Origin of the sequence: Brachybacterium sp. GCM10030252, assembly GCF_042666535.1 — a bacterium.
Taxonomy (GTDB): Bacteria; Actinomycetota; Actinomycetes; order Actinomycetales; family Dermabacteraceae; genus Brachybacterium.
Genome location: NZ_JBHTDM010000035.1, coordinates 116421 through 132505, shown reverse-complemented (window position 1 = coordinate 132505; position 16085 = coordinate 116421). Strand labels below are relative to the sequence as shown.

The 16085-nt window shown below is 73.4% G+C and carries 14 protein-coding genes, 1 pseudogene and 1 riboswitch; of the genes and pseudogenes, 8 read left to right on the top strand and 7 right to left on the bottom strand.

What is annotated here, in order from left to right; genetic code table 11:
• A pseudogene (locus ACFQRJ_RS16155) lies at positions 1-352 on the bottom strand (ABC transporter permease); the annotation flags it as partial.
• A gap of 109 nt (positions 353-461) precedes the next feature.
• Positions 462-1763 (bottom strand): ABC transporter substrate-binding protein, encoded by a 1302-nt coding sequence (locus ACFQRJ_RS16150; protein WP_377020248.1) that lies wholly within the window; start codon positions 1761-1763, stop codon positions 462-464.
• Positions 1764-2370: 607 nt separating this feature from the next.
• Here ACFQRJ_RS16150 and ACFQRJ_RS16145 point away from each other — a divergent pair.
• The 4 genes from ACFQRJ_RS16145 (at position 2371) to ACFQRJ_RS16130 (ending at position 7412) form a co-directional block, all read left to right on the top strand.
• Positions 2371-3681, top strand: a complete 1311-nt coding sequence (locus ACFQRJ_RS16145) for an ABC transporter substrate-binding protein (protein ID WP_377020247.1) — start codon at positions 2371-2373, stop codon at positions 3679-3681.
• A gap of 41 nt (positions 3682-3722) precedes the next feature.
• Positions 3723-5021: an ABC transporter substrate-binding protein gene (locus tag ACFQRJ_RS16140; protein WP_377020246.1), complete on the top strand. Its 1299-nt coding sequence runs from the start codon at positions 3723-3725 to the stop codon at positions 5019-5021.
• 316 nt (positions 5022-5337) lie between these two features.
• Positions 5338-6258 carry a DedA family protein gene (locus tag ACFQRJ_RS16135; protein WP_377020245.1) on the top strand — a complete coding sequence of 307 codons (921 nt, stop codon included), beginning with the start codon at positions 5338-5340 and terminating at the stop codon, positions 6256-6258.
• A 278-nt stretch (positions 6259-6536) separates the two neighbouring features.
• Positions 6537-7412 carry an NAD-dependent protein deacetylase gene (locus ACFQRJ_RS16130; RefSeq protein ID WP_377020244.1) on the top strand — a complete coding sequence of 292 codons (876 nt, stop codon included), beginning with the start codon at positions 6537-6539 and terminating at the stop codon, positions 7410-7412.
• A gap of 53 nt (positions 7413-7465) precedes the next feature.
• Here ACFQRJ_RS16130 and ACFQRJ_RS16125 read toward each other — a convergent pair whose 3' ends face one another.
• The 4 genes from ACFQRJ_RS16125 to thiO form a co-directional block, all read right to left on the bottom strand.
• Positions 7466-8668 (bottom strand): ThiF family adenylyltransferase, encoded by a 1203-nt coding sequence (locus ACFQRJ_RS16125; RefSeq protein WP_377020243.1) that lies wholly within the window; start codon positions 8666-8668, stop codon positions 7466-7468.
• The gene (locus ACFQRJ_RS16120; RefSeq protein WP_377020242.1) at positions 8662-9552 is read right to left on the bottom strand and encodes a thiazole synthase; all 891 of its coding nucleotides are present in this window, start codon (positions 9550-9552) and stop codon (positions 8662-8664) included. The genes ACFQRJ_RS16125 and ACFQRJ_RS16120 overlap by 7 nt, the downstream gene beginning before the upstream one ends.
• A 3-nt stretch (positions 9553-9555) precedes the next feature.
• Positions 9556-9798: a sulfur carrier protein ThiS gene (thiS, locus tag ACFQRJ_RS16115; RefSeq protein ID WP_377020241.1), complete on the bottom strand. Its 243-nt coding sequence runs from the start codon at positions 9796-9798 to the stop codon at positions 9556-9558.
• On the bottom strand, positions 9795-10997 hold the full coding sequence (gene thiO, locus ACFQRJ_RS16110; protein ID WP_377020240.1) for a glycine oxidase ThiO: 1203 nt from the start codon (positions 10995-10997) through the stop codon (positions 9795-9797). Before thiO ends, thiS begins: the two co-directional genes overlap by 4 nt.
• Positions 10992-11098, bottom strand: a riboswitch (TPP riboswitch). Its footprint overlaps the gene before it by 6 nt.
• Positions 11099-11224: 126 nt before the next feature.
• Between thiO and thiE the strand changes: the two genes are divergently transcribed.
• Entirely contained in the window at positions 11225-11902 is a 678-nt protein-coding gene (thiE, locus tag ACFQRJ_RS16105; RefSeq protein ID WP_377020239.1) for a thiamine phosphate synthase, read from the top strand.
• A 97-nt stretch (positions 11903-11999) separates the two neighbouring features.
• On the opposite strand, the gene ACFQRJ_RS16100 is transcribed toward thiE, so the two are convergent.
• On the bottom strand, positions 12000-12818 hold the full coding sequence (locus ACFQRJ_RS16100) for a hypothetical protein (RefSeq protein ID WP_377020238.1): 819 nt from the start codon (positions 12816-12818) through the stop codon (positions 12000-12002).
• A 105-nt stretch (positions 12819-12923) separates the two neighbouring features.
• Here ACFQRJ_RS16100 and ACFQRJ_RS16095 point away from each other — a divergent pair, with 105 nt between their 5' ends.
• The 3 genes from ACFQRJ_RS16095 to ACFQRJ_RS16085 are packed head-to-tail and all read left to right on the top strand — an operon-like array spanning position 12924 to position 16068.
• Positions 12924-13691, top strand: a complete 768-nt coding sequence (locus ACFQRJ_RS16095) for a LamB/YcsF family protein (RefSeq protein ID WP_377020237.1) — start codon at positions 12924-12926, stop codon at positions 13689-13691.
• Entirely contained in the window at positions 13688-15553 is a 1866-nt protein-coding gene (locus ACFQRJ_RS16090; RefSeq protein WP_377020236.1) for a carboxyltransferase domain-containing protein, read from the top strand. Before ACFQRJ_RS16095 ends, ACFQRJ_RS16090 begins: the two co-directional genes overlap by 4 nt.
• 38 nt (positions 15554-15591) lie before the next feature.
• Entirely contained in the window at positions 15592-16068 is a 477-nt protein-coding gene (locus tag ACFQRJ_RS16085) for an NUDIX domain-containing protein (RefSeq protein ID WP_377020235.1), read from the top strand.
• Positions 16069-16085 lie beyond the last annotated feature (17 nt).

The following is a 16085-nucleotide window of genomic DNA, read 5'->3' as shown; positions in this document are numbered from 1 at the left end:
CCTTCATGCCCTGGTTCAGCACCACCGCCAGCAGCAGCGCCGCCAGCAGCTGCAAAGGCGTACCGACGAACACGTAGATGAACGTGACCACCAGCGAGTTGTGCAGCCGCGAATCACCGATCATCTCCTTGATGTTCGCCAGTCCCACGAACTCCGGCGGAGCCAGCAGGCTGTAATCGGTGAATGCCAGGGCGAACGAGGCGATCATCGGGATCAGCGTGATCCCGAGGAACCCCAGCAACCACGGCAGCATGAACAGCATCGCCGGCTTGTTGTCGGGGTGCTTCTCCTTGACACCACCCTTCTGGCGGCGCCGCGACGCCAGCTGCGTCAGCTCTCCCACAGCGCTCATGAACTACTTCCCTTCTCGGATTCTGCGATGCCGCCGGCCCGGTGAGGAGTTCTCCCCACCGGGGCCGGCGACGTGCGGCTGGGCTCAGGTCGGATCACGATGAGCCGGATCAGCCGATGGCCGCGTCGAGCTCGTCGAGCAGTCGCTGCCCGCCCTCCTCGGCGGTGATCGTGCCGAACAGAACGTCCTCCCCGACCCGCTTGAGGATCGCCTCGAACTCGCCGCCGCCCTGCGGGGTGAGCTCGGGGGACGGTCCGAGCTCGCTCTCGATGGACTCGAGGAAGTCCACGGCCTTGAGGTTCGCCTCGTCGAGGTCGGGGACGATGGCCTCGCGCACCGTGAGGTTGCCGGGGACCCCGCGCTCGACGGAGAGGATCTTGCCCGCTTCGGGTGAGTTCACGAGGAAGTCCACGAAGGCGACGGCTGCCTCGGGGTTCTGGGACGCCTGGGAGACCGCCCAGTACATCGAGGCCTTGTACCACAGCTGCGCATCGGCGGCGGAGCCCGTCATCGACGGCGGCCGCAGCACCTGGACGCCCCCGGGGATGACGGCGTCGTGCGCGACGACCTGGTTGGACCAGGCCACGGTCATGGCGGCGCGCCCGGTCGAGAACAGGGTCTGGTCCAGAGTCTGGTTGGCGTCCTCGACCGACGTGCTCGCGTCGGGCCCGGCCCCCGAGTCCTGGATCCGCAGCGCGTACTCGAGCAAGGAGGTCGCCACCGAGGCGTCGAAGCCCGGGCCCCCGTCCTTGTACTGGTCCTGGCCCTGCTGACGCGCCCAGACCTGGAACATGCCCTGGACGGGGCCCAGTTGGGAGACGCCCCAGGTGCCATCCGGCGTGGCCTCGGAGATCTGAACGGCCGTGTCGATGAGGTCGTCCCAGGTCCAGGTGGTGTCGTCGGGGATCTCGACCCCGGCCTCCTCGAACATGGCGGGACTGATGAGGAAGGTGAAGGAGTTCAGTCCGGCGTTGATCGCGACCAGGCCCTTGCCCTCGACCTCGCCGACCTCCACCGAGCCCTCGGCGAACTCGTCGGTGGCCAGGCCCGCCTCGGCGAGGTCCAGCAGCTGGTCACGGCCGCCGTATTCGCTGAGGTACTTCTCGTCCATCTGGACGATGTCGGGGAAGTCTCCGCCGGCGGCCTGGGTGGCCAGCTTGTCCCAGTAGCCGCCCCACTCCCCCGGCTCCGGCGTGATCGTCACGGAATCGTCGACCTCCTTGTAGGCCTCGATCACGTTGGCGGTGTTCTCGTCACGAGTGGGGTTGCCCCACCAGGCCAGGCGGAGGCTGGCGTCCCCGTCGGAGCCGCCGGAGCCGGGTCCGCCGGAGGCGTTGGGGCCGCAGGCGGCGAGCCCGGCCAGACCGGGAGCGGCGAGGCCGAGCGCGAGGGCTGAGCGTCGGGTGTACATGAGATCTCCTTTGATCGTCGAGAGCGCCGCCGGGGCGGCTGGGTACGGAATTCTGGAGCCGCCCCGAGCGAGAGGCGGCGGGTCGGGACGACCGCCGTGGTCGCCGTCGACCGGAACGGCCTCCGGGTCCCGGGTCCTGGCTCCCGGTGCTGGGTCCTGACTCCTGTGTCGTGGGTCCTGGTTCCCGGGTGCTGGGCGCTGCGTGGCTCGCGGCGCCGGGATCCCGGTGATGGAGCTCTTTCATGATGAGACGTGGCGTGAACGGTGCCGGCTCCGTGGCCGGTGCCTGCACCGGATCGTGTGGTGGCCGTCACGGAGAACGACCACCTAAGGAAAGCGCTTGACCGTCGGCTTGTCAACCCGACTCCCGAGGGGCCCCGACGCAGGATTTCCCACCGTTGCCCAACCGTTGCCTTGCGCGACTCGGCGGGCTCTTGTGTGTCCCGCACCACATGATTAGTCTGAGCCCACAACTAACCCTGAAACGACTCAGTCCGTCTCCCGCCCATTATGCCCTGCCCCCACCCCGCAGGGGGGCCGGGATCGCCCGCTCCTCAGCTCCGTCAGCCGCGTGCTGACGGGCCCGCCCCTTGTCGAAGGATCAATGATGATCTCCCGCCGAAGCACGCTCGGACTGCTCGCCGCAGCCGGCACCTTTCCTGCTCTGTCCACGCTCGCCGCCTGCGGCCCGAACGCCGCCGACGAGGGCGACGAGAACTCCGTGCGGATCTACTGGTGGGGCGGTGAGCTCCGGGACGGCATGACCCGGGAGGCCCTCGACCTCTTCTCCGAGTCCCACCCGGACATCAGCGTCTCCCCCGAGTACAGCGAATGGACCGGCTATTGGGACAAGCTCGCCACGCAGACCGCCGGCGGCGACTCGCCCGATGTCATGCAGATGGACGAGGCCTACATCGACTCCTACGGCACCCGCGGGTCCCTCCTCGACCTCGAGAGCGTCTCGGACGTGCTGGATCTCAGCGCCATGGACGAGGACATGCTCGAGACCGGGCGCCTGGCCGACGGCACCCTCGTCGGTGCACCGCTGGGCATCGGGATCTTCGCCGTCGGGGTGAACCCCACGATCCTCGAGCAGGCCGGGGTCGAGATGCCGGACGACACCGCCTGGACCTGGGACGAGTTCGCGCAGATCGCCACGTCGGTCACCGACTGGGCGCAGGGCGCCGGCGAGGACGTCGTCGGCTTCGACTTCTTCGGGACCTCCGCCGCGGAGCTCGCCGCCTGGGCCCGCCAGAGCGGTGAGCAGCTGTTCCCGCGCGAGGACGAGACACTGATCAGCAAGGACACGATCGTCGCCTACCTCGAGTACGCGCTGGGCCTGGTCGAGAGCGGCGCCGTCCTCGCCCCCGGCGAGCAGCTGGAGGACTTCAACGCCGGCGTGGAGCAGGGCCGGTTCGGCAACAACCGCTCGGCCTTCCACCTCCAGTTCCATACCCAGGTCCAGACGTTCCAGGCCTCCTCGGGCTCCCCGCTGCAGCTGCTGCGGCTGCCCGCCCGCAGCAGCGGTGACCACCAGATGGTCAACAAGGCCTCGATGTACTGGTCGATCTCCGCCGACACCGCCAACCCGGACGGCTCGGCGACGCTCGTGGACTTCCTGCTGCGCGATCCCGAGGCGGCCAAGATCCTCAAGATCGAACGCGGGGTGACGGCCTTCCCCGACCTGCAGGAGGAGATCGAGCCCGCCCTCGACGAGAACGAGATGGTCTCGCTCGACTTCGCCCGCGACATGCAGGCCGAGGTAGTACGGCCACCACTGGTCACACCCGCCTCGGGAGTCGGCTTCGGCGACGAGTTCAGCCGGCTCAGCGAGGAGTCGCTGTTCGGCAGCCGCCCGCCGGAGGACGTCGCCGACGAGATCCTCACCCAGCTCGAGAGCATGCAGCCCGAGACCTGAGGCAGCCCGTTCTCCGAGGCAGCCCGCATGCAGGAGGAACCATGACGTTGACCAGACGCACCGCGATGACCACGGTGCCCCTCGGCGCCCTCGCCCTGAGCGGTCTGGCCGCCTGCGGCCCCAACAGCGGCGGTGGAGGCTCGGGCGAGGACGGCGGCGACTCGCTGCGCTTCTCCTGGTGGGGGAATCCTGAACGCGCCGAGACCACCCAAGCCGTGATCGACCTGTTCATCGAGCGCAACCCCGACGTCACCATCAGCGGTGAGCCCGCGGACCTCGCCGGCTACTTCGACCGGCTCGCGACGTCGGTCGCCGCCGGGGACGAGCCCGACGTGATCACGATGGGCGGTGCCTATCCCGCCGAGTACGTCGCCCGCGACGTCCTGCTTGACCTCAGCACCGTCGAAGACACCCTCGACCTCTCCGAGATGGACGACGTGGCTCTGACCACCGGTCAGGTCGACGGCATCCAGTACGCCGTGACCACGGGCATCAACGCCCCCGGGATGATCGTCAATCCTGCCGTGCTGGAGGCCGCCGGCGTCGAGATGCCCGATACGGAGACCTGGACCTGGGAGGACTACCGCGAGATCGCCACAGCCGTGAGCGAGGGCAGCCCCGAGGGCACCTTCGGGTCCGGCACGGTGTTCACGCACGACTCGGTGGACCTATGGGCGCGTCAGCACGGGGAGATCCTCTACACCGAGGACGGGCAGATCGGTGTGAGTGCCGAGACCGTGGAGGCGTTCTTCGAGTACTCGACATCGTTGATCGATTCCGGGGCGAGCCCGAGCGCCGAGCAGATCGTGGAGCTCACCGATGTCGGGCCCGAGCAGACCCTCATGGGCCGCGGGCTCGCCGGCTTCGCCCTCGACTGGTCCAGCTCTCTGACCGCCCTGGCCACGGCCTCCGGCGCCGCCCTGGAGATCGTCAAGATCCCCGGCGAGTCGCAGGAGCCGGGCGCCTGGCTGCAGTCCTCCCAGTTCTACACGATCTCCGCTCGCACGGCGTCCCCTGACCTCGCCGCGAAGTTCGTCAGTTTCCTGGTCAGCGACCCGGACGCCGCGAAGCTCATCCTCACCGACCGCGGGGTCCCGGCCATCGAATCGGTGCGCCAGGCGATCCTCGAGGAGCTCTCCGAGACCGCACAGCGCGAGGTCGAGTACATCTCCGCACTCGGCGAGATGGACCTGAAACAGACCTGGATCGGTCCCGCGGGGTCCACCGCGGTCGAGGAGATCACCCCGCGCCACCAGAACGCCGTGCTGTTCGGTGATGCGACTCCCGCCGACGCCGCGGAAGCGTGGCACGAGGAGGCCGTGGCGGCCGTAGAGGGATGACCCCGTCCGCTGCCGGCACCCCGCCCGCTGCCGGCACCCTGCCCGCCGCGAGCCCCCGCCCGCTGCCGGCACCCTGCCCGCTGCGAGCCCCCGCCCGCTGCTGGCACCGGACCCGCTGCGAGCGCCCCCTCCCGGAGGCCGTTATGGGGAGGTCGAAGCGGCCCTGCAGAGGGGGTGCTCCTCCGACGCCCCGGGCCGCCACGGCGACGGCGCGCGCCCGGCCCCGGGTCGCCGCCGGCCACGCGCCGTTAAACTCCGCGACACACCGGAGCGCTAACGTGCCCTGACACGACTGGCCGGGCGGACGGAGACGGGCATGAACTTCACCGAGTGGTCCCTCCGCCTCATGGACTTCCTCGGCGGGCCGGGACTGGCCCTGGTCATCGCCGCCGAAGCACTGTTCCCCCCGGTCCCCGGCGAGATTCTGCTGCCGTTCTCCGGGGTCAGCGCCGCGGCGAACGGGCAGAGCTTCCTGGTGCCGCTGTTCTGGACCACGCTGGGATCGGTGGTCGGTGGGCTCGGGGTGTACACCGTCGGCCGGGCACTGGGCCTGGCCCGCACGCAGGCCCTCGTCCGCCGGATCCCGCTGATGGAGACCAAGGACGTCGACGTCGCGATGCGGTTCTTCGAGAGGTGGGGGTTCCCGGCGGTGGCGATCGCCCGCTTCGTGCCGATGGTGCGCACCTTCATCTCCATCCCGGCGGGGATCGAGAAGATGCCCGTCTCCCTGTTCGCCCTGGCCACCGGGCTCGGCTCGGGCATCTGGAACGCCGCGTTCGTCATCGCCGGGTACTTCTTCGGCCAGGCCGGCGGGGAGGCGCTCGAAGCGTTCGTGCGGATCTACTCCTCGATCCTCGCGGGCATCGGGATCCTGGCGCTGATCGGTTTCATCATCCAGCGGGTGCGGGGCTCGCGCGAACTCGCCGACGGCGAGAAGACGGCGCTCGACGAGGACGAGGACCGGGCCGAGGAGCCCGCCGACGACGAGGGCGAGGGCCGGCGCCGGACACAGAGCGAGAACCAGCCTGCCGCCGGGGCCGACGGCACGGGCGGCGCCGCGCCCTTCCCCGCCGCCGATCCCGGGAGCCGGGCCGATGCCGAGCGCGGCAGCGGCGCGGGGACCGGCGCCGACTGCGAGAACGAGGTGCGCGCCGACCCCGGGACCGGCCCCGATCCTGATGCCGGTCACCGCAGCGGTCCCGGTCCTGGGCGCGTGCGGCCTACATTGGAGAGATAAGCACCGCGCACGACCCCGTCGAGGACGGTCGCCCCGGAACCGGCGCCTCCGCCGGCCGGACCGGTTCCGCGGCGGGCGCCGGCCGGACCGGTTCCGCTACGGGCTCCGGCCGGGCACGGCACGCGGCCGATGCCGATCCTCGCGCGCATGCGGCGGACACGGGCCGGGCCGGCCCTGCGGGAGACGTCGGCCGCTGGTTCTCGACCGCCGCTCCCGTCGGCCACTCCCCCGCCCCAGCACGTTCCCCGCGTCACAGTCGCCGGGCCGCCTGGGGGCCGATGTCCAGCGCGCAGTACGGGCTCGAGAGCCCGATGGCGGATATCGAGGCGGGTCTCGATCTGCTGCGTGGGAAACCGGTGGCGGTGCTGACCGGTGCGGGGATGTCCACCGGTTCGGGACTGCCGGACTACCGCGGCCGCGACGCCGTGCCCCGTTCGCCGATGACCTATCAGGAATTCATGGGCCGCGACCTGGCCCGCCGCCGCTACTGGGCGCGGTCCTCCGTGGGCTGGGAGCAGTTCGCCCGGGCCCGCCCCGGCCCCGCGCACCACCTGCTGGCCGCCCTGGCCGGCCCCGCCGTCACCACCACCGGGGTGATCACCCAGAACGTCGACGGCCTCCACCAGGCGGCCGGTTCCCATCCGGTGATCGACCTGCACGGTCGCCTGGACCGGGTGCGCTGCCAGCAGTGCGGCACCCTCACCTCCCGCGCGACGCTGCACTCACGGATGCTGGTGATGAATCCGGAGCTGGCGGCGCGGCTGCCGGAGCTGGCGGCCGACGCCGCCCAGGCGCCCGACGGGGACGCCGAGGTGGACCGCACCAGCAGGTTCCGCTACCCGGGCTGCCCGTTGTGCGGCGGGATCCTCAAGCCCGACGTGGTGTTCTTCGGCGAGTCCGCGCGAGGCGAGGTGGTCGCGGCGGCGTTCGCAGCGCTCGAGGCGGCCGACGCGCTGCTGGTGCTCGGCTCGAGCCTCTCGGTGCAGTCGGGACTGCGTTTCGTGCGCGCCGCCGGCCGACAGGGAAAGCCGGTGGTCATCCTCAACGACGGCCCCACCCGAGCGGACCCCGACGCCACGGTGCGCCTGCACGGGCGGATCGAGGAGGTGCTCGCCGTGTGGGCGCGAGCGACCGGGGCCGGGTCCGGTTCCTGACAGGTCGGCCCGGGGTCAGCGGCCCTGCCCGGCGTCAGCCGCCCTGCGCAGGGTCAGCGGCCCTGCGGGCTCCAGGCCGAATAGCCGCCCTCGAGGTGGCGCAGGCGCCCTTTGCGCCCGTGCCAGGATCCGCGCAGCCGTTCCAGGGCCCGGGCTGAGCGTGACCCGGCCTGGCAGTACAGGACGGTCTCGGTACCCAGCGTGCCGTCGGGAAGCGCGTCCGCGCCATGCTCGAGGATCTCCCCGACCGGCACGTGCACTGCCCCCTCGATGGTGCCGGCGGCGACCTCCCAGTCCTCGCGCACATCGATCAGCGTGATCCCCGCGCTCCGCGCGAGCAGCTCCCGCAGCGCGGAGGCATCGAGGGTCTCCTCCGGCCCCGGACCGCCGCTGCGGCACACGGGGTCCGCGGCGGCCGGGACCTGCACCCGGGTGGCCGGGGCGCGATCCGGGTCCAGCTCCAGGCGCAGCGTGCGCGAGCTGCTGGTGGCCTCGTCCCACAGCAGCAGTCGCCCCACCAGCGGGTCGCCGGTGCCGGTGACCAGCTGGATCACCTGGGCGGCCATGATCGTCCCCAGCAGTCCGGGCAGGGAGCCCAGCACGCCCGCCTCGGCGCAGGAGGGTGCGTCCCCGGGGGCCGGGGGCTCGGGGAACAGGTCGCGGTAGTGGGCGCCGCGGCCGGGCCAGAACACGCTGGCCTGTCCCTGGCCGCGCAGCACGGCCGCCCACACCATCGGCACCCCGGTGATCTCGCTGGCATCGGCGACCATGTAGCGGGTGGCGAAGTTGTCCGAGCCGTCCACGACCACGTCGTAGCGCCCGACGAGGTCGACAGCACCCTCCGGGCTGAGCCGCTGGTGGTGCGCCTCGACCGCGACCTCGGGGTTCAGCCGATGGGCGGCGCGGGCGGCCGATGCGACCTTCGGGGTGCCGACGTCCTCAGTGCCGTGGATGACCTGGCGATGGAGGTTGGAGACGTCGACGTCGTCGTCATCGATGATGCCGATCGTGCCGATCCCGGCTCCGGCGAGATAGCTCAGCGCCGGGCTGCCCAGGCCGCCGGCCCCGATCAGCAGCACCCGCGCCGCGCGCAGGCGGCGCTGGCCCAGGGTGCCGATCTGGTCGAGGGTGATCTGGCGCCGGTAGCGCTCGATCTGCTCCGCCGTCAGCTCGGGGCCGGGTTCGGCGAGCGGTGGGAGCCTCTGGCCGTGGGAGACGGCGGCCGACGGGCTGCGGCCGGGGACTGCGCTCACCATGACTCGGCCATCCGTCCGGTCGCGGCGGGCGCCCCGGCCGCGCCGACCGCCTCGGTGTCCCCGGCATCGTCGGCGTCGACGGCGTCGCTCTCGATGAGTCCCTCGAAGCTGGAGGAGGCCAGCGCCAGGCGGCGCTGCGGGATCCGTCCCGCCCCGGCGGCGGCGCGTCCCGCGCGCACGGCCCAGTCCATCGCCCGGGCCATGGCCTCGGGGTCCTGGGCGCGGGTGACGGCGCTGGCCACGAGAACGGCGTCGCATCCCAGCTCCATGGCCAGCGCCGCGTCCGAGGCGGTGCCGATCCCGGCGTCGAGCACGATCGGGACGCTGGCCTGGGCGGTGATCAGCTCGATGTTGTGCGGGTTCAGGATGCCCAGGCCCGTCCCGATCGGTGAGCCGAGCGGCATCACCGCGGCGGCGCCGGCGTCGGCGAGGTGACGGGCCAGGACGGGATCGTCGGTGGTGTAGGGCAGCACGGTGAAGCCGCGCCGGACCAGCTCGGCGGTCGCCTCGACCAGTTCGATGCCGTCGGGCAGGAGGGTGTCCTCGTCGGCGATGACCTCGAGCTTGATCCAGTCCGTCTCCAGCGCTTCACGGGCGAGCTCCGCGGTGAGGATGGCGTCGCGGGCGCTGAAGCAGCCGGCGGTGTTGGGCAGCACCTTGATCCCGAGCCGCTCGAGCAGCGTGAACACCGAGTTGCCGGTGGCCGCGGAGAAGCGGCGCATCGCGACGGTGGTCAGCGCGGTGCCGGAGGCGACCAGGGCGCGTTCGAGCGCGGCGAGGTCGGTGGCCCCGCCGGTGCCCATGATCAGGCGCGATGTCAGGGGCGTGCCGGCGATGGTGAACGAGTCGTCGGCGAGGTCGGGACGTGCGGAGGGACGGGTCATGGGTCAGCCTCCCTGCACGGCGGTGACGAACTCGCAGCGCGCGCCATCGGGCACGGGCGTCGTGGCCCAGCGGGTGCGGGGCACGACGGTGTCGTCCAGGGCGACGGCGACGCCGAGCGGACTGCCGTCGCTCGCGCGGCCGTCCTCGCCGATCTCCTGGCCGAGGCGGGAGCTGACCAGGTCGCGGACGGTGCTTCCCGGCGGGAGTGCGACCTCGTCGCCGTTGACGGTCAGGGACAGATTCATGGGTTCTCCTGGGCGGATGAGGCGGTGGCGCTGGGTACGGGGGATGGCGGGAGGGACGCCGTCGGCGGTGGGATGGTGAAGCGTTCGGGCCGGACCGCGTCGAGCAGCTGCGAGCGGGGCGCGGCGGGGTCCTCGAGCAGCTCGGCGGTGCGCTGGGCGGCCCAAGCGGACAGCAGGATCCCGTGGCGGTGGTAGCCGGTCGAGACGATCACGCGGTCATCGCCGGGCACGGGGCCCAGCAGCGGGAGGTCGTCGGGGGTGCCGGGGCGTGCCCGGGTGGTGACCTCGACCAGTTCGGTCTCCCGCACGGACGGGGCGATCTCGATCGCGTCCTGGAGCAGCTGGTGGACGCCGCCGGTGGAGGTGCCGGCGAGGTCGTCCTCGCGGCTGGTGGCACCGATGACCAGGTGGCGATCGGCGCGCGGGACCAGGTAGACGGATCGTCCCCGCACGGTGGCGCGCACGGTGCGGGCCACCAGGTTGTCCTCGCCCGGGGCCAGCAGCGAGGTCGGCACGCGCACGCGCAGGATGTCGCCGTGGACGGGGCGCAGGGCGAGGCCGAGGCGGCGGTGCGGGCCCGCGATCTCTCCCGCACCCAGCCCTGCGGCCAGCACGATCCGCTCGGCGTCGATCTCCTCGAGCGAGGTGAGGCGGCGACGGTGGATGGCAACGGCGGGGCCGTCCCCGGGTCCGCCCGCTCCGGCCAGGATGTCTTGGACGGCGGCGGCCAGGCGCCGCGGGTCGACCTGGTGGTCGTGCTCGATCAGCTGCGCGCCGGCGATGCCGCGGGCCAGGGCGGGCTCGAGACGGCGCAGCTCCCGGGGTGTGAGCTCGCGGACGGCCGCTCCGGTGGAGCGCTGGATCTCGGCCAGGTCGCGCAGCGCGGCGGCGTCGGCGTGGTCCCGTCCGATCATCACGGTCGAATCGTCCCGGTAGCCGGGGTCCACGCTGGTGCGCGCGGCGAGGCGGCTCGCGAGATCGCGGTGCGCCTGGGAGGCCTCGCGCATGATGGCCCACAGCGGGCCCTGCCCGACCTGGATCTCCGCGGCGGGGGCGAGCATCCCGGCGGCCGCGAACGTGGCCCCGTCGGCGACCCCCTCGGCGTGGATCTCCACGCGGTGACCACGCGCTCGCAGCTCGGCGGCGGTGAGCAGGCCGACGATGCCCGCGCCGATGACGGCGACATGCATGGCACGCATCCTGAGATTCCTCCTGACGGCGGCATGATCCGCATCCAGTGCTGGTGGTCGGCGCGCTGCGCCCTCTCAGCCCGGCGTCTCGGGCTCCCACGGAACCCCTCGAGTCTACGCGCCGGCGCAGACGCCGACGAGCCGGCGGGCCAGTGCCTGCGGCACGGTGCCGGCGGCACGGCGCCGGCAGGCCGGAGGTTCCGGGTCCCGGTCACGCTCTGTGCCAGGCTGTGCCCATGAACGCTCACTCGTCGGCGACCAGCGAGGCCGGTGCCCGGCGCCGCGAAGCCCTGCGCGCCTCCCGCCTGTACGTCTGCGTCGACCTCTCGCGCGGGCTCGAGGGCCTGCTGGCTTTCGCCGAGGCCGCCTTCCGCGGCGGAGTGGACATCCTGCAGGTGCGGGACAAGGCGGCCGAGGCCCGCGCCGAGGTCGAGGCCCTGCGGGCGCTGCGGCCGATCGCCGACGCGCACGGCACGCTGCTGGCGGCCAATGACCGGGCCGACGTCGCCGCGCTGGCCGGCGCGGACATCCTCCACCTCGGCCAGGGCGACCTGAGCACGCTGGATGCCCGTGCGCTGCTGGGCCGCGACGTCCTGATCGGCCGCTCGACCCGCACCATCGAGCAGATGGAGGCGGCCGACGCCGATGCGGGTCTGGACTACTTCTGCACCGGTCCGGTGTGGGCGACGCCGACGAAGCCGGACCGCGCCCCCGTCGGCCTCGACCTGCCGCGCGCCGCCGCCCAGCGGACGGGGGACGCGAAGCCGTTCTTCGCCATCGGCGGAGTCGACGCGGAACGTGTCCCCGAGCTGCTCGGCGCCGGTGTCGAGCGGATCGTGGTGGTCCGCGCCGTGACCGAGGCCGACGATCCCGAGGCAGCGGCCCGGACGCTGCGGGACGCCCTCACGAGCTGACCGACGCTGAGACGTCCTCACGAGCTGAGGGGCCCCGCGGAAGCCTCTGACCAGCGCGATGGGCCGCGCGCGGGCCGGCGAATCCTGCGGGAGGCGCTCAGGAGACGACGGCCGCGGCGAGTGCGACCAGGTCGCCCGCGTCGACGGGCCGGAACTCCAGCGGCGGGTCCTCGGCGGCCGGGTCCAGCGCCTCCATCGTGAGCACCTCGCTGCCGGTGACATACACGCTGACCTGCTGCACGCTGTCGTCGTCGGCGTGCACTGTGGTCAGCACGCTCTGGGCACGGGTGTCGGCGAGCCGGGCGGCGAGCGGGTGTCCTGAGGCGAGCTCGGTGCGGCGCACGGTGACCGGGGCGCCGCCCTGGCCGGCGACGGAGTTCGGGTCGATCAGCGTGGCGATCCGGGCGGGGACCTGCTCGACCCGCAACGGTGTGAAGTGGTGGATGCCCGACGGGGTCACTTCCTCCTCGAGCACACCGGTCTCATGGACGTAGTAGTACGCGCGGCTGACCAGCGGGCCGCTCTCGGACTGCACCGTGCGCTCCGCGGTGGCGAATCGCGCGGCGGTGCGGCGCAGCAGCTGGCAGCCGCGGAGCTCGGTGCCGGCCACCCATCGCAGCCGCCCGGTCGCCCCGTCCCGGGCAGCGCTGACCCGCCCGTCGGCGATCAGCGAGCGCAGTCCGACGTCGGCCGCGACGGCGGCCTGGTCGGGGCGCTGGTCGAGCCAGGGCATGGCGGTGAACTGGGGCTGCTGGTGCCCGTCGAGACCGGCCAGCTGCTCATCGCTCAGCGACAGCAGCCGGCGGGGCTCGCCGCCGTCGGCCTGGTCCAGGACGTGGTGCGCGGCGGAGCTGTCCGGCGCCGAGGAGCCCGCGCGCGGCGACGGATCGGTCTGGTCGGTCGGGCGCTCGCTCATGGCCGCGACACTACCGCCCGTCACCCCTGGCCGCGCCGGCGCCGTGCGCGGACAATGAGCGGTGACCCCGTCGTCGTGGCGGGCAGAGCGAAGGAGAGCAGCCGCATGAGCGCCGACCATCCCGTGTGCGACCTCAACGCCGATCTGGGTGAGGGCTTCGGCGCGTGGTCGATGGGTGATGACGCGGCCATGCTCGAGGTGGTGACCACGGCGAACATCGCCTGCGGAGGGCACGCCGGGGATCCGGGGACGATGCGCGCCGCCTGCCGGGCCGCCGCCGAGCACGGGGTCGCGATCACCGCGCACGTCGCCTACCCGGACCTGGCCGGTTTCGGCCGGAGATTCCTGGACATCGCCCCGGCCGACCTCACCGATCTGCTGATCGTCCAGGTCGGCGCGCTGGAGGCGATGGCCCGCGCCGAGGGCACCGCGGTGCGGGGCGTGAAGCCCCACGGCGCCCTGTACAACACCCTGGCTCGCCACGAGGCCCAGGCCGGCGCCGTGATCCAGGCGCTACGCGACCTCGGGGACCTCCCGCTGGTCGCCGCGCCGGGCGCCGTGGTCGTGGAGAGGGCACGGGAGGCCGGGATCGTGGTGGTGCTCGAGGGCTTCGCCGACCGCGCCTACCTGGGCGATGGCACCCTGATGCCGCGCAGTCGTCCGGGCGCTGTGCTCACCGACCCGGAGGCGGTCGCCGAGCAGGCACTGTCGATCGCCTCCGAGGGACGGGTGCGCACGGCCGACGGCAGCGGGCTCGACCTGCCGTGCCGCTCCCTGTGCCTGCACGGGGACGCTCCCGGGGCGGTCGCGCTGGCCCGCACCGTCCGGGACCGGCTCGAGGCGGCGGGCGTGCACCTGGAGGCGGCGCTGTGACCGGCGCCGCCGCGCCCGAGGCGGGATGGCTGCTGGCCCCGCCGCTGCGCGTGCACCGGGCCGGGGAGACCGCGATCCTGGCCGAGTACCCCGACACCCGTGCCGTGCTGGCCGCCGCGGCCGCGGTGCGCGGGCTGGCTCCCCCTGCCCTGATCGAGCTGGTCCCGGCGGAGCGGACCCTGCTGCTTCGAGGCTCCGTCGCGCGGGACCTGCGGGAGCTGACGGAGCTGCTTCAGCACCTGCGCGCGGCTCCGGGCGAATCGGCCGGGGACACGGAGCACCGGATCGGCGTCGTCTACGACGGGGAGGATCTCGTCGAGACCGCCGAACTGCTGGGCATGAGCACCGAGACGCTGATCCATTCCCACACCGCGACCACCTGGACCGCGGCCTTCGGCGGCTTCGCCCCCGGTTTCGCCTATCTCGTGGCCGACGAGGCGGGGGATCCCGACGGGGCAGGACGCACTGCCGGGGCAGGACGCACCGCCGGGCCTCCGTGGGAGGTGCCGCGCCGCACCGAACCGCGGGCCACCGTGCCGGCCGGCGCCGTCGGCCTCGCCTCCCGCTACTGCGGGATCTACCCGCGCCCCTCCCCCGGCGGCTGGCAGCTCATCGGCCGCACCGACGTCGACCTCTTCGATCCCAGCCGTGAGCCGCCCGCCCTGCTGACGCCCGGCACCCGGGTGCGGTTCACCGCGCAGCGGCCGACGGCGCGGACCGCCCGGCCGGCCACGACCCTCGCGCGCGCCGGGCGCGAGGCCGCGGCCGCGCCCGCCCGGCTCACCCGACGGCGAGGCGCAACCGGGACGCCGAACACCGAGGGCACCCCGGCGCTGGAGGTCCTCTCCCCCGGTCCGCTCACCCTCCTCCAGGACGACGGCCGGCCCGGTCGCGGCGCGATCGGCGTGAGCCCGTCGGGAGCGTTCGACCGCGGCGCCCTGGTCCAGGCGAACCTCGCGGTGGGCAACCCCGCCCACGCCACCGTGCTCGAGACGCTGGTGGGACCGCTGCGGCTGCGTGCGTCGGCCGCCACGGTGATCGCGGTGGCCGGGGCCCCGGCCCGGCTCACGGTGCGGCGGGACGACCCCGAGGCCGCCCCGCTCGACCTCACCGCCGGAGAGGGACGCGGCGCCCCGATCGCCCTGGACCGCGGCGACGAGGTCGAGCTCGGGCCAGCGGCGGCCGGACTGCGCCTGGTCCTGGCCGTCCGGGGCGGGATCCGCGCGGTGCGACGGTCCGAGCGCTCCGGCGAGACCGACGCCTCGGCGGAGCAGCCCGACGGGACCGTCGGCCGGGCCGGCGACGCGAGCAGGGCCGCAGCGGCGACCCCGACCGGCGGGGCGGTGCTCGGGTCGCGCTCGCGCGACACCCTCTCCGGTCTCGGCCCCGAGCCGCTGGCCGCCGGGGACCTCCTGCTGGCCGGTCCCGTGCGCGGGCTCGATGCGGTCCCCGGCCAGATCGCGCTGCTGGTGATCGATGCTCCCGCCGGCGGGGACTCCCTGCCCGCCCCGTCACCGCTCGAGATCCCGATCCATCCCGGCCCGCGCGATGACCTGCTCGGCCCGTCGGCCCTGGAGGCGCTGCTCGCCACGGAGTGGACGGTGCGCCCGGACTCGGATCGCATCGGCGTGCGCCTGGACGGCACTCCCCTGCCCGTGCCCGACGGCGCGGCGAGTCTGCCCAGCGAGGCGATGGTCCTCGGGGCGATCCAGGTGCCGCCCTCGGGGCTGCCGGTCGTGTTCGGCCCGGATCACCCCACCACCGGCGGCTACCCCGTGATCGCGGTGGCCACCCGCACCGGGCTCGATCTCCTGGCGCAGGCCGCGCCCGGGGTGACCGTGCGCTTCGTACGCGCAGAGTGACGCCGACAGTGACACGCCGACAGTGACACGATGGGGCCATGCCGCGACTGCTGCCCGATCCCGCCTACTTCGCCTCCCTGCCCAAGGTCATCAGTTCGGGGGCTGTGATCCTGCGTGACGAGGACGACCGGTTCGTGGTCGAGAAGCCCAACTATCGCGATCACTGGCTGCTGCCCGGCGGCGGCGTGGACCCCGGCGAGGATGCCCGCCAGTGCGCGCAGCGGGAGGTGCTCGAGGAGCTCGGGCTCGACCTCGAGGTGGGCCGGCTGCTCGCGGCGAACTGGTCCCCGGCGGACCCGGCGCGCAGCGCCCCGATGGCGGTCCACTTCGTCTTCGACGCCGGGGTGGTCCCCCGCGCCGAGCTGGAGGCGAACATCGTGCCGCAGGCCTCCGAGCTCGACGACTGGGCACTGATCGACGAGGCCGACGCCGACATCCTCTCCCCCTGGGGAGGGGCCCGCGCGCGCCGCGCCCTGGCCGTCCTGCGCGGCGAGGCCCAGCCCGACCTGTTCTGACGGGCCGGTCTGGTCCG